We start from the raw sequence: 13122 nt of genomic DNA, 5'->3' as shown, positions 1-13122 counted from the left end.
CGGGTCGCCGACGGCGTCCGGGCGGGCAATCCGGTGCCTATCGCCTCGGATCGCGGCCCGTCCGCACTCCGCATCCAATGCTGCATGTCCATATATGATCGCGGTCGGTCACCGCCGGCCCGCAGCGCCACAACCCCTCCGCCGCGGTGGCCCGACCCTGTCCCGGACGACCATCGTGGCGAAAGAGGCGCGCCGTGACCCACCCCTACCCTCCGCCCCACCACGCACCGGCACAGCCCCGCAGGAGCCGCGCCTGGCTCTGGACCGTGATCGCCGTCGGCGCCGTCACCGTGGCCGGCGCCGGCGTCCTGCTCGCCAGCGGGACGGACTCCACCCCGCCGGACGCCGCCGACGGCGAGCCCCGCGCCACCGTGGGCGCCCCGACCCCGCCCGCCGACGTCAACGACGCCGCCGGCCTGGACGCCTGCGAACGGCTGCGGGGATTCGGCGCGACCACCTTCGATCCCGGGGCCAACCGCGAGCTCGGCGAGCTCGCCGGGCGGTCCGTGCACTCAGAGATCGTGACCGCCGGCCGGAACCTCATCGCCGCGGTCGAGAAGGCGGCCGGACAGGACCCGATCGACGCCAACCTCGCGCTGTCCCGCGCTCAACTCGCGCTCGGCGACGCCTGTACCCGCACGTTCGGCGCCGCCGCCCGCTGACCCCACGCCGTCGATCAGGGACCTGGTTCCAGCAATGTCCGGTCGCGGAACCGGGTCCCTGATCGATCGCGGGCGCGGCCGGGACCCCCGGCGTCGCCGTCGCGCGCTCACGGCCGCGACAGCACCCGGAACTCGACGCAGACCACCGCCGTGGCGTCCTCGATGGTGTGGCCGAGCGCCTCCCAGTAGCGCCGGTGGGTGCGCGCCCAGTCGTCGTGGCCGCCGTACCCCTCCCCCTCGGCCCGCGCGAACTCGTCGCTGACGTCGGCGAAGGGCACCACCTCGACCGTTGTGATCTCGATGGTCGCCACCGCACTCCCACCGTCGTCGATGACCAGTTGCCGCTCACCGATGGTTTCCAACGCCTCGCCCTCGGCGACGTAGTCCGCGTCGAGCAGGCCCGCCGTGGCGGTCTTCGTCCCCGCGAGCACCAGGTCGGTGAGCTCGCGCCGCACCCGCCCCGGTGTGCCGAGCTCAAGCGTGCGCAGTCCGTCAACCCGTGGCCACATGTCGCTCTCCTCCACAAACGCGCCGGCCGGCACGCGCTGCGCGTGCCGGCCGGCGCCGTTGTCAGTTCAATCCCCTGAAGCGCCTCAGTCGCAGGCTGTTGGTGACCACGAAGACCGAGGAGAAGGCCATCGCGGCGCCCGCGATCAGCGGGTTGAGCAACCCCGCGGCCGCCAATGGCAGCGCCGCGACGTTGTAGGCGAAGGCCCAGAACAGGTTGCCCTTGATCGTGCGCAACGTGGCGCGGGACAACCGGATCGCGTCCGCGGCCGCCCGCAGGTCGCCGCGGACCAGCGTCAGGTCGGACGCCTCGATCGCGACGTCCGTGCCGGTGCCCATGGCCAGCCCGAGGTCGGCCCGGGCCAGCGCGGCGGCGTCATTCACGCCGTCACCGACCATCGCGACCACGCGCCCCTCGCCCTGCAGCCGGCGCACCACGTCGACCTTCTCCGCCGGCAGCACCTCGGCGATCACGTCGGTCGCGGCGATGCCGACCCGGGCGGCGACTGCGGCCGCGGCCCGCGGGTTGTCGCCGGTGAGCAGCACCGGCTTGAGGCCGAGCGCCCGCAGCTGGGCGACCGCCTCCGCGCTGGTCGGCTTCACGGTGTCGGCCACCACGAGCACGCCGCGGATCCGGCCGTCCCAGCTGACCCAGATCGGCGTACGCCCCTGCTCCTCGGCCGCCTGCGCGGCGGTGCGCAGCTCGGCCGGCGGCGTCAGCGCCCACTCCTGCTCCAACCAGCTGAGCCGGCCGGCGAGCACGGCGTGTCCCTCCACCAGGCCGGAGACGCCGCGCCCCTCGGTGCTGGTGAACTCGTCCACCGCGGGCAGCCCCGCGCCGAGGCGCTCACGGGCGCCGGTGGCGACCGCCCGGGCGATCGGGTGCTCCGAGGCATCCTCCACCGCTCCCGCGAGCCGCGCCAGCTCCTCGGCGCGCTCACCGGGGGCCGGCACGAGGTCGACCAGCGCCATCCGGCCGGTGGTCACGGTCCCGGTCTTGTCCAGCACGATCGTGTCCACCCGGCGGGTCGACTCCAACATCTCGGGTCCCTTGATCAGGATGCCGAGCTGGGCGCCGCGCCCGGTGCCGACCATGAGCGCGGTCGGCGTGGCGAGGCCGAGGGCGCAGGGGCAGGCGATGATCAGCACGGCCACCGCGGCGGTGAACGCGACCTCGGCGCTGGCGCCGTTGCCGAGCCAGAAGCCGAGCGTCGCCACCGCCAGCGCGATGACGATCGGCACGAAGACGCCGGACACCCGGTCGGCGAGCCGCTGCACCGCGGCCTTGCCGTGCTGGGCCTCCTCGACCAGGCGCGCCATCTGCGCCAGCTGGGTCTCGGCGCCGACGCGGGTGGCCCGCACGATCAGCCGGCCGCCCGCGTTGACGGTGGCGCCGACGACGCTGTCGCCGGGGCCGACCTCGACCGGCACGGACTCGCCGGTGACCATCGCCGCGTCGATGGCGCTGGTGCCGTGCACGACGGTGCCGTCGGTGGCGATCTTCTCGCCGGGCCGGACCACGAACTCCTCCCCGACGGCGAGCTGGTCGACCGGGATGAGGGTCTCGGCGCCGCCGCGCAGCACGGCGACCTCCTTGGCTCCAAGCTCGAGCAGCGCGCGCAGCGCCGCGCCGGAGCGACGCTTGGCGCGTGCCTCGACGTAGCGGCCGGCGAGGATGAACAGGGTCACCGCCGCCGCGACCTCGAGGTAGATCTCCTCCGCGCCGGAGCCGCGGGCGGGGACAAGGGTGAACGCCATCGTCATGCCCGGCTCGCCGGCGCCGCCCAGGAACAGTGCGTAGAGCGACCAGCCGAAGGCGGCGAGCACACCGAGCGAGATCAGCGTGTCCATGGTCGCGGCGCCGTGCCGCAGATTGGTCCAGGCGGCCCTGTGGAACGGCCACGCGCCCCAGGTGACGACCGGCGCGGCCAGCGTCAGCGTCAACCATTGCCAGTACTCGAACTGCAGCGCCGGGATCATCGCCAACGCGATGATCGGCAGCGTCAACACCAGGCTGGTCACCAGGCGGTGCCGCAGCGGCGTGAGCGGGTCGGATTCGTCCGCCGGCGCGGCCTGGGCGCGGGGCGGCTGCGGCAGGGTGGCGGTGTAGCCGGTCGCCTCGACCGTCGCCACCAGGTCCTCCGGCGCGACGGTGCCGGCGTACGTCACCTTCGCCTTTTCCGTCGCGAAGTTCACGGTCGCGCTCACCCCGTCCATCCGGTTGAGCTTCTTCTCGATCCGCGCCGCGCAGGAGGCACAGGTCATGCCGCCGATGGACAGCTCGATGATGTTTCCCGCGTCGGCGGTCCGGGCGCTGCCCGATCCGCCGACCGGGGAGGTGGACGTCACGAGGGTTCTCCTTCCTGGCGTGACGAGGCGTGCGCCGCCCCGTCGCCGAGCAGCACCGTGAACTCGGCGGTGCGCACCACGCCGCCGTGCCGGAAGTCCAGGAAGAGTCGGTACGCGCCCCCGGTCGGGAAGGTGGTGGTGAACCGTACCTGCGGACCGCCCGGCTCGCCGGCGTGCGCCTCCTGCCCGGGGTGGGTGTGCAGGTACGCGAGGTCGCCGTCGCGCAGCGACACCAGGTGCCCGTACGCGCCGAGGTAGGGCTGCAGATCGGTCACCTCCCGCCCGTCCCTGCGCACGGTGAAGGTGAGCTCCGATTCCCGTCCCGCCTGCGGCGTCCCCTCCATGCGGACCTCGTACCCCTGCACGATCGCGGTAGCCGCCGGCGCCGGCAGCGGAGCCGGGGTGAACCCGCCGGCGACGGCGATGTCGGTGCCGAGGGTGAGCCCGTCCCCGAGCGCGGCGGGGGTGAAGTCGGCGAACACCCGGTACGTGCCGGCGGCCGACAGGTCCAGCGGGACGCTCCAGGTGCCGGCGGCGTCGCGGGCGGGGTGCACATGCTGGAACCCGGTCAGGTCACGGCGGACCACGATCAGGTGCAGCTCCTTCTCGTGCGAAACGGTGAAGTCCCGCACCGGCGCCCCGTCCGGGGCGGTGATGGTGAACGTGAACGGCACCCGGTCACCGGCGGGCACGGTCGTGGCCGCCGGGGTCAGGGCGTAGCCGCGCTCGGCGACCGCGAGCCCGGCGGGGGCGGCGGGGACGTGCCCGCCGGCCGGATCCGCCGCACCCGGGTGGGCCGCGCCCTCCTCCGGCGTCGCGCCGTGGGCGCCGCCCGGTGCGGGCGTGGCGATCGGATCGATCACGCCGCCGGCGGCGAAGGCGGCGGCGAAGACGAGGGCGAGTCCACCGGCGTACGCCCCGAGCTTCACCGGGGCGTCGCCGAGGTTCATGCCTGCGCTCCGGTCAACTCGTACCCCGCCTCGTCGACCGCGGCGCGGACGGCGGGCTCGTCCAGCGGGGCGTCGCTGGTCACCGTGACCGTGGACACGCCGCCGGCGACGAGCGCCACGTCGACGTCGCGCACGCCGGGCAGCGCGGTGAGCTCCTCGGTCACCGCCGAGACGCAGTGGCCGCAGGTCATGCCGGAGACGGTGTAGCGGGCGGTGGTGGCCATGGTCGGCTCCTTCTATCGCGTCGGCGCCCTCGCGCCGGATCCCCTGTCCGATTGCTTACCCCTGGGGGGTACCCGTTGGAGATCATATACCCCCTCCCGGTAACCGGTAAAGCGGGGACCCGCCGCACCGGCGCTGTGACCTGCACAACGAGCAGCCGCGGCGGCGGTCGGCAATCACGCCCGTTTTGCGCCCTCGGCCTCGCCGGAGGCGGGGCCGAGGTGGACGCGGAGCGACGGCGGCTCCCGGGCGCCTCGGTAGGGAACACCGAGGACGCGCCGGGAGCCGCCGTCACGAGGGAACGGGTCCGTCCGTCAGGCGGGAAGACCGCCGACCTGCGTGTTGATCCAGGAGCGGATGGCGGGCAGGTCCTCGTAGATCGAGGGACCCGTCGCGCACGTCGGGCTGCCGTTGCCGGACCGGCTGGTGGCGCCGATCAGGTTCCAGACTCCGTTGATCCGGCGCACCTGCGGGCCACCCGAGTCGCCGTAGCAGGCACCCGCGTTGCCATTGGTGTTGTTGGTGCAGATCTCGTACGGGCCGTTGATCCCCGCGCACCGGCTGTCGGCGACGATCGACGTGTCGAGCTCGTTGGCGACGGCCGGCGCGCCGCCGCAGCCCCGGGTCGGGCAGGTCTGGCCCCAGCCGATGATCCGGGTCGCCGTGCCGACCGCGCCGGCCGTCGTGGGGATCGGCGCCGGCGCGTAGGAGACCGCGCTGCTGAGCTGCAGCAGCTTGACGTCGATGGACGGGTGGTTGACCGCGCGGGCGACGCCCACCACGGTGCCGCCGCTGGTGCGGTTGACGCTGCCGACGCGCACGGAGCCCGGCGTCGAACAGTGCTTGGCGGTCACCGCCCAGTTGGCCTTGATGAGCGAACCGGTGCAGCCGGAGACGTACACCAGGAACGGATAGTTCTCGGTGGCGGGTCGGCCGTTGACGACCAGGATGCCGATGTCGTCGGGGCCCGAGGGCGCGGCGCTGGCCGCGGCCGGCGCGGCGAGCCCGGCGGCCGCGAAGCCGGCCACCAGAAGCAGCCGGGCGAGGAGAGCGTGTGCCTTCATCGTTGCGTGTCCTTCTCTGCCGGGGTCGGGCACGTCGGCATACGCCGCGATCGCAGGGGTTGACGATCTCGGGGGTCGGCGTCGCCGGCGGGACCGGAGCGGTGTGGGGGATGGAGCCGTGGGCACCCGAGGGATACGCTATCGTCAGCCTCGACGTATTTCAGTGTCTCGATGTATACCTGTTCCGCCCTACCACCGCGCGATGACGCTCGACGGCGACAGCGACCTTCCGGCACGCACACACCGCGACGGAGGCGATCCCCGCGTCCGGGGCCGGCGCATGACGATGGTCGACCATTTCATTTGACGGCACCCGCCGTGTTTTCTCAGGAGGTGGCATTGACCTCAATCGCAGTCGAGGTTGCAGACTCGTCCCTGTCCGACCGACGTGGATCTGTAGGAGGCAGCAATGTCCGAAAAGCAGCAGGAGCCAATCAGTCCGGAACAGAACCTCAGCCAGGAACAGAGCCTCCATCGGGAACAGCCCCCATCCACGCCGCGGCGGGGCGTACGGGTCCGTAATCGCGCCATCGTCGTACTGGCGGGCGTCGTCGCGGCGACCCTGGTCTGGGTCATCGCCGTTCCCGTCCTCGGCGCCGATGTCTCTGTGCCCAAGCAGTACGGCTCGGACGAGAAGACGGACCTGACCGTCGGCGCGGTGATCTTCGCCGCGCTCTTCGCCGGGCTCGCCGGCTGGGCCCTTCTCGCCGTGCTCGAGACGTTCGCGAAGCGCCGCGCGGCGCTCATCTGGACAATCATCGCGGTCGTGGTGTTCCTGGTCACGCTCCCCTGGCAGATGCCCGGCTTCAGCGGGGCCAACATCACCGTCCTGGCCCTGCTGCACACCACGGTCGCAGCCGTTCTGATAGCCGGACTACCCCGCGCGGCCACGGTCGGCCAGCCGCATTGACCTCCGACAGCGGTTGAGGCTGAAAACCGGGGACATGGCAATCGGACGGGTTCTCACCCGGCCGGGGCGGCGCGGTCCAGGAAGAGCAGTTGGGCCCGCTTCTCCGGCAGGTCGATCTGCGGCCCCGGAACGAAACCCGCGCGCATCAGCCGGGCGATGGCCCTGTCGTTGCGGGCGTCGGGTTCGGCGACGATGCGCCGCCGACTCGGGTCACTCAGCACGAAGGCGAGGAACGTGTCCAGGATGGTGGCGGTGAAGCCCGGCTCGGTGCCGCCGTCCGGAGGGCCGATCATCAGGTGGATCCCGAAGTCGCCGGGTCGCACGTCGTAGCACTCCCCCACCGGGTCCGCCGCGGGCTCGTACGTCTGGAAGAGCGCCACCGGGTGGCCGTCCCGGTGGATCAGATACGCGTGGTGGGTGGAGAGCGAGTCCAGGTACTCGTAGATCTCCAGCACCCGTTCGCGACTGGCGTCGCGCATGCCCCAGAACCGGGCCCGCTCCCGGGTGACCCAGTCGTGCAGCAGCCCGACGTCCTTCGCCGGCTCCACGGGACGGATATGCACCTCACCGAAACCGTCAATCGACCGGCGGAAACAGGTGGGGTCAGTCGTCATGCCGCTCCTCCGTGAGTTGATTCCAGTCGGTGGTGACCGGAACGAGGTCGCCGCGCAGCCAGAGCGGCAGCTGGTCCCGGTGGTGCGGGTCGCCCGGCACGCCGGAGGCGCCGAACGGAACGATCCACAGACTGTTGTCCCGGCGGGACAGGTCCCAGACGTAGCGCGCCGCGGGCGCCCGAACGCTGTCGTCGGTGACGCCGGGGACGCTCGAGGTGGCCAGCACGCAGTCGTGGTCGCCGGCCAGCCCCGGCCACCGCTCCGTCGGGTCGGGAAGCGCCTGCCACGGCGCGAGCCGGTGCACCTCGCCCCAGCGCAGCGGCGGCCGCCCGGCCACGTCCTCGATCGCGGCACGCACCACAGCCGCGACGTCCACCGCGGACAGGCCCGCGGCGGTCAGCAGCGTCTCCAGCGCGAAGGCGATCCGCGGGGCGAGCGCGAGCCAGGGCCGGAACAGCTCCGGGTACGGCGGCGGGTCGGCGAGCGGGCGCAGCGCCGGGTCGGCCGCGAGGCGGCGCACCACCGCCGCGCGCACGGCGGCGTACGACCCGGCGTCGACACTGTCGGCCTCCATGCGCCGGTCCCAGCCGTTGAGCCGGTCGCGCAGTTCGGCGGCGCGCGGGGTGAGCCCGTCCAGCCCGGCCAGCAGCTTGAGCAGCGGCTCGGCCGATGCCAGGTGGGTGTCGGTGTGGATCGCCGCCATCTCCCCGGCGGACCAGTCCGTCGACCCGCCCAGCAACTGCCGGATCCGCTCGGCGCGGTGCGGCGCGGCGAACTCGACGCCGAGCGGCGCGGAGAGCCCACGGTGGTTCGCCATCACCGCGGCGCCGTCGACCTCCTCGCGCGGCATCGGGCCGTGCCATCCGCGCCACTCGTGCTCCGCGCGCCAGGCCGGTACGACCCGCAGTCCGTTGTCGGCGTGCCGAACCGGCACCGCTCCCGCCACCCGGTGCAGCAGCCCGCCCCCGGTGTCCGCGGCCTGCACCACGTTCACCGGCTCCACCCACCGGTCGCACGCGCGGTCCACGTCGGCGACGGAGCGGGCGGCGAGCAGGGCGGGCAGCGCGTCGAACCCGAGCTCACCCCGCACCCGGGGCGGGTAGCGGAGGCTGATCGCGACATCCGCGTCGGGTCCGCCGATGATGACCGGCCCCCGCGCGGTCTCGATGACCTCCACCTGCACCGCCGCGGCGTTCGCCACCTCGACGGTCTCGACGTGGACCGCCGCGGGTCGCCAACCCTCCGGGCCGAGCGCCTCGACCGTCGACCCGCAGCGCCGGAGGCGCTCCACATAGAGGTCCTGGTAGTCGGCCATGGCATTGGTGATCCCCCAGGCGACCGTCCCGGCGTGCCCGAAGTGAGCGATCCCCGGCGTCCCGGGCACGGCCAAGCCGATCACGTCGTACTCGGGGCAGGCCAGCCGGATCTGCTGGTATATGCCGGGATCCTCGATGTACCGGTGCGGGTCCCCGGCGATCAGGGCCGCGCCGGTGGCGGTGAGCCGGCCGGGGAGCAGCCAGCCGTTGCTGCCGGACGTGGCTGGCCCATCGGTGGCGAACAGGCCGATCGCGTCGGCGCCGAGGCGACGGCCGACCTCCGTACGCCACAGTTTGGCCGGGAAACCGGCGAAGAGGATGTGGTGCGACAGCCACACGCCGAGCGGCGTCCACGGGTCCCACCGGCCGGGGGTGAGTCCGGTGGCGGCGAACTGCGGCGCCCGTCGCGCGCCGGCGGCGAGGCCGGCGTTGACCCCGTCGACGTATGCGCCCACCCACGCGCTCGTCGCCGGGTCGAGGTTGTGGTAGCAGCGTCGGGCCGTGTCGTCGAGCCGGACCTGTCGGGCGAAGCGGTCCCAGCCGACGGCGTCGCCGCCGAGGAAGGAGGCGGTGCTGCCGCACGCCCGGTGGCGCTCCACCTCGAGCTGCCACGCCCGGTCCGTCGCCGCGTTGTGCCCTTGCGCGAAGGCCAGTTCCCGCGGGCTGTCGGCCCGCAGGTGCGGGATCCCCCACGGGTCCCGGAAGACCTGATGGCCCACGCGACCCCCTCATAGGTTAGGGCTACCTAACCTAGGCGAGGGCCAGCCACGCCGCAATCCCCGTTCGCGCCCCGGCGAGCGGCCGGACCCGCCGGACCTCACGGTTTCAGCAGGTCACGACCGCTCCCGCGGTCCCCGTCGTCAGACGTTTGCGATTAACAGCGCCGGCTGTTCGATGCAGTCGGCCACGTGCCGCAGGAACCCGCCGGCCACGCCGCCGTCGCAGACCCGGTGGTCGAACGTCAGGCTGATCTGCGCGACCTTGCGGACCGCCAGGGCGCCGTCGACGACCCAGGGCTTGTCGACGATGCGCCCGATGCCCAGCAGCGCCGCCTCCGGGTGATTGATGATCGGGGTGGAGCCGTCCACACCGAACACCCCGTAGTTGTTGAGTGTGAAGGTCCCCCCGGTCAGCCGGGCGGGCGCGAGCGTGCCCGCCCGCGCCGCGGCCGTCGTCTCGACCAGCTCGGCCGCCAGCTCCCACGTCGTGAGGCGCTGCGCGTCGGAGATGACCGGCACCACCAGTCCCCGGTCGGTCTGCGCGGCGATGCCGAGCTGGATCCGACGGGACTGGACGATCTCCCCGCGTTCGGCGTCCACCCGCGAGTTCAGCTCGGGAAAGCGCTGCAGCCCGTTGACGCAGATCCGGGCGAGCAGGGCCAGCACGCTGACCGGCCGGTCCGGGCGGGCCGCGTTGATCGCGGCACGGGTGTCGAGCAGTCTGGTCGCGTCCACGTCGACCCAGATCGTGACCTCGGGGATCTCGCGGCGGCTGCGGGAGAGCTTGTCCGCGATGGCACGGCGCACCCCTCGCAACGGGATGACGACCTCGTCGCCGCCGGCGGCCGGGGCCGAGCCCGGTGCGGGCACGGCCGGCGTCCGCAGCGCGGCCTCCACGTCGGCGCGGCGCACCACGCCGCCCGGCCCGGTGCCACGCAGCGCCGCCACGTCGATTCCCTGCTCCCGCGCCAGCCGACGCACCAGGGGCGAGATCACCCGAGGGGTGGTCGTCGCCGGGTGCGCGGGCTGCACGTCCCGGGCGGGCGCGACCGCGGTGTCACGGCCGTGTGGAGCGTCCGCGGCGACCGGAGCTGACCCGGCCGGCGGACCGGACACCACCGGCGGGGCGGGGGCAACCGGCGGGGCGGCGACCCGGCGGCGCCGCCGGCCGCCGTGGCCGTGCCCGGTCCCGTACCCGATCAGCACGTTGCCGGAGCCGGCCCGCTCCTGTTCGCGGTAGACCGCGTGCCCGGCGGGCTCGGGCACCCCGCCGTCCAGCGGCGCCACGGTGACCAGCGGCTGGCCGACCGGGCGCACCTCGCCGGGCGCGCCGTGCAGCGCGACGACCCGACCGGCGTACGGACAGGGCACGTCGACGACCGCCTTCGCGGTCTCCACCTCGACCACGGTCTGGTCCACCTCGACGGTGTCGCCGACGGCGACCCGCCACTCCACGATCTCCGCCTCGGTCAGCCCCTCCCCGAGGTCGGGCAGGAGGAAGACGTGTTCGGTCATGCCGCCAACCACCGCGGGTCCGGCTGGTCGTCCCACTGCAGCCGCGCCACCGCGTCGAGCACCCGGTCGACGTCGGGCAGGTGGACGTGCTCCAGCTTCGGCGCGGGGTACGGGATGTCCAGACCGCTCACCCGCAGCACGGGCGCGTGCAGCGAGTGGAAGCAGCGCTCCTGGACCCGCGCGGCGATCTCCGCACCGACGCCCGCGAAGCCCTGCGCCTCCTGGATGACCACGCACCGGCCGGTCCGGCGCACCGAGGCGGTCACCGTCTCATCGTCGAACGGCACGATGGTGCGCAGGTCCACCACCTCCAGATCCCACCCCTCGCCGCGGGCCGCCTCGGCGGCCTCCAGCGCGACCGGCACGGACGGCCCGTACGCGACCAACGTCGCGTCGCGCCCCGGCCGGCGCACGACGGCGCGGCCGAACGGCTCGGTGGTCACCGGCAGGGTGGCGTCGGCGCTGGCGAAGTAGAGCTTCTTGGGCTCCATGAACACGACCGGGTCCGGGTCCGCGATCGCCTCGCGCAGCAGCGAGTACGCGTCCGGCACGGTCGCCGGCGTGACCACCTTCAGCCCCGGCGTGTGCGCGTAGTAGCCCTCGCTGGAGTCGCAGTGGTGCTCCACGCCGCCGATCCCGCCGGCGTACGGAACCCGGATCACGATCGGGACGCTCAACGCGCCCCGGGTGCGGTTGCGCAGCTTCGCGACGTGCGAGGCGATCTGCTCGAACGCCGGGTAGGCGAACGCGTCGAACTGCATCTCGACGACCGGGCGCAGCCCGGACATCGCCATCCCGACGGCGAAGCCGACGATGCCGGCCTCGGCGAGCGGGGTGTCGAAGCAGCGGCGTTCGCCGTACGCGGCGAGCAGCCCGTCGGTGATCCGGAAAACCCCGCCGAGCTGCCCGACGTCCTCGCCGAAGACGACCACCCGGTCGTCGTCGGCCATCGCGTCGCGCAGCGCCGCGTTGAGCGCCTTCGCCATCGTGACCGTGCCCATCAGCCGGCCACCTCCTTGTTCTCGGCCGCGGCGGCCAGCTCGGCCCGCACCTGTTCGCGCTGCTCGACGAGCTGCGGCGTCGGTGCGGCGTAGACGTGGTCGAAGAGGCTGAGCGGGTCGACGGTCGGCTCCGCGTTCATCCGGGTCCGCAGGTCGGCGGCGAACGCCTCGGCCTCGTCCCGGATCGCCGCGACCGCGGCGTCGTCGAGGACCCCGAGCCCCCGCAGGTGGGTCTCGAGGCGGTCGATCGGGTCGCGCCCGCCCCACGCCTCGACCTCGGCGCCGTCGCGGTAGCGGCTGGCGTCGTCGGCGTTGGTGTGCGGCTCCATCCGGTAGGTGTGCGCCTCGACCAGGAACGGGCCGTTGCCGGCGCGCGCGTGCGCGACGGCGCGGGTCAGCACCGCGAGCACCGCGACGGGGTCGTTGCCGTCGACCTGCTCGCTGGCGACGCCGTATCCCACGCCCTTGTAGGCCAGCGACGGGGCGGCGGTCTGCCGGGACAGCGGCACGCTGATCGCGTACCGGTTGTTCTGCACGAAGAAGACCACGGGCGCCCGGAAGACGGCGGCGAAGTTGACGCCCTCGTGGAAGTCGCCCTCGCTGGTGGCGCCGTCGCCGATGAAGGCGAGCGCGACGGTGTCGCGGCCCTGCTGCGCCTCGCCGTACGCCAGCCCGGCGGCATGCACGGTCTGGGTCGCGAGCGGGGTGCACTGCGGGGCCGTGCGGCGGGCGGCCGGGTCGTACCCGCAGTGCCAGTCGCCGCGCAGCAGGGTGAGCACCTCGACGGGGTCGAGGCCGCGCGACACCAGCGCCATCGACTCCCGGTAGGTCGGGAACACCCAGTCGGTGTCGCGTACCGCCATGACGGCGCCGACCTGGCAGGCCTCCTGCCCGCGGGCGGACGGGTAGACGGCGAGCCGCCCCTGCTTGGTCAGGGCGGTGGACTGCAGGTCGAAGCGGCGGCCGATCACCATCCGGCGGTAGAGCTCGCGCAGGCTGTCGGTGGGCGGCTCGGGATAGCCGGCGACGGCGATCCGGGCGCCGGACTCGTCGAGCAGCCGGACGGGTTGCGGGCTGGGCAGCAGCGCGCGGGCCGGGTCGGGCGGCGCGGCGGCGCGGCGGGTGCGCGGGGATGCCCTGCGGACCGCCGGGGGTGTGGTCGTCACGGCGAGGACCTCCTGGGACGGGTGTGGGGCTATGCTCCGGCCTGGTGGATCATTGACTCAACAACCGTGGGAAACGCGGGACGTTTGACCGGCAGGAGCGTGCTCGGTGAGCCAGGAGACCGAATCA

The 13122-nt window shown here is 73.7% G+C and carries 12 protein-coding genes; 2 read left to right on the top strand and 10 right to left on the bottom strand.

Annotation, left to right across the window (positions count from 1 at the left end; translation table 11 throughout):
* Positions 1–194: 194 nt before the first annotated feature.
* On the top strand, positions 195–662 hold the full coding sequence (locus BLW47_RS12865) for a hypothetical protein (RefSeq protein WP_139307275.1): 468 nt from the start codon (positions 195–197) through the stop codon (positions 660–662).
* A 107-nt stretch (positions 663–769) separates the two neighbouring features.
* On the opposite strand, the gene BLW47_RS12860 is transcribed toward BLW47_RS12865, so the two are convergent.
* From BLW47_RS12860 to BLW47_RS12840, 5 genes are all read right to left on the bottom strand, one after another.
* Entirely contained in the window at positions 770–1171 is a 402-nt protein-coding gene (locus BLW47_RS12860) for an ASCH domain-containing protein (RefSeq protein WP_091556716.1), read from the bottom strand.
* A gap of 61 nt (positions 1172–1232) precedes the next feature.
* Positions 1233–3518: a heavy metal translocating P-type ATPase gene (locus BLW47_RS12855; RefSeq protein ID WP_425435395.1), complete on the bottom strand. Its 2286-nt coding sequence runs from the start codon at positions 3516–3518 to the stop codon at positions 1233–1235.
* A complete protein-coding gene (locus tag BLW47_RS12850; protein WP_091556005.1) occupies positions 3515–4468 on the bottom strand; it encodes a hypothetical protein in 954 nt (317 codons plus the stop codon). The genes BLW47_RS12855 and BLW47_RS12850 overlap by 4 nt, the downstream gene beginning before the upstream one ends.
* Positions 4465–4692, bottom strand: coding sequence for a heavy-metal-associated domain-containing protein (locus BLW47_RS12845; protein WP_091556003.1), 228 nt, complete (start codon positions 4690–4692; stop codon positions 4465–4467). Before BLW47_RS12845 ends, BLW47_RS12850 begins: the two co-directional genes overlap by 4 nt.
* Before the next feature lie 312 nt (positions 4693–5004).
* The gene (locus tag BLW47_RS12840) at positions 5005–5754 is read right to left on the bottom strand and encodes a S1 family peptidase (RefSeq protein WP_091556002.1); all 750 of its coding nucleotides are present in this window, start codon (positions 5752–5754) and stop codon (positions 5005–5007) included.
* A gap of 409 nt (positions 5755–6163) precedes the next feature.
* Between BLW47_RS12840 and BLW47_RS25605 the strand changes: the two genes are divergently transcribed.
* Positions 6164–6664: a DUF6069 family protein gene (locus tag BLW47_RS25605; RefSeq protein WP_091555999.1), complete on the top strand. Its 501-nt coding sequence runs from the start codon at positions 6164–6166 to the stop codon at positions 6662–6664.
* Between the two features lie 53 nt (positions 6665–6717).
* Here BLW47_RS25605 and BLW47_RS12830 read toward each other — a convergent pair whose 3' ends face one another.
* The 5 genes from BLW47_RS12830 to pdhA all read right to left on the bottom strand — a co-directional run bounded on the left by BLW47_RS12830 (position 6718) and on the right by pdhA (position 12995).
* Positions 6718–7278, bottom strand: a complete 561-nt coding sequence (locus tag BLW47_RS12830) for a GNAT family N-acetyltransferase (RefSeq protein WP_091555996.1) — start codon at positions 7276–7278, stop codon at positions 6718–6720.
* Positions 7268–9313, bottom strand: a complete 2046-nt coding sequence (locus BLW47_RS12825; RefSeq protein WP_091555994.1) for a penicillin acylase family protein — start codon at positions 9311–9313, stop codon at positions 7268–7270. The genes BLW47_RS12830 and BLW47_RS12825 overlap by 11 nt, the downstream gene beginning before the upstream one ends.
* Before the next feature lie 141 nt (positions 9314–9454).
* Positions 9455–10828: a dihydrolipoamide acetyltransferase family protein gene (locus BLW47_RS12820; RefSeq protein ID WP_091555992.1), complete on the bottom strand. Its 1374-nt coding sequence runs from the start codon at positions 10826–10828 to the stop codon at positions 9455–9457.
* Positions 10825–11829: an alpha-ketoacid dehydrogenase subunit beta gene (locus BLW47_RS12815; protein WP_091555989.1), complete on the bottom strand. Its 1005-nt coding sequence runs from the start codon at positions 11827–11829 to the stop codon at positions 10825–10827. The genes BLW47_RS12820 and BLW47_RS12815 overlap by 4 nt, the downstream gene beginning before the upstream one ends.
* A complete protein-coding gene (gene pdhA, locus BLW47_RS12810; RefSeq protein ID WP_091555987.1) occupies positions 11829–12995 on the bottom strand; it encodes a pyruvate dehydrogenase (acetyl-transferring) E1 component subunit alpha in 1167 nt (388 codons plus the stop codon). Before pdhA ends, BLW47_RS12815 begins: the two co-directional genes overlap by 1 nt.
* Positions 12996–13122 lie beyond the last annotated feature (127 nt).

Source organism: Micromonospora pattaloongensis (assembly GCF_900107255.1).
GTDB lineage: Bacteria > Actinomycetota > Actinomycetes > Mycobacteriales > Micromonosporaceae > Micromonospora_I > Micromonospora_I pattaloongensis.
The sequence above is the reverse complement of the archived record's forward strand: the minus strand, read 5'-3'. Positions and strand labels throughout refer to the sequence as shown.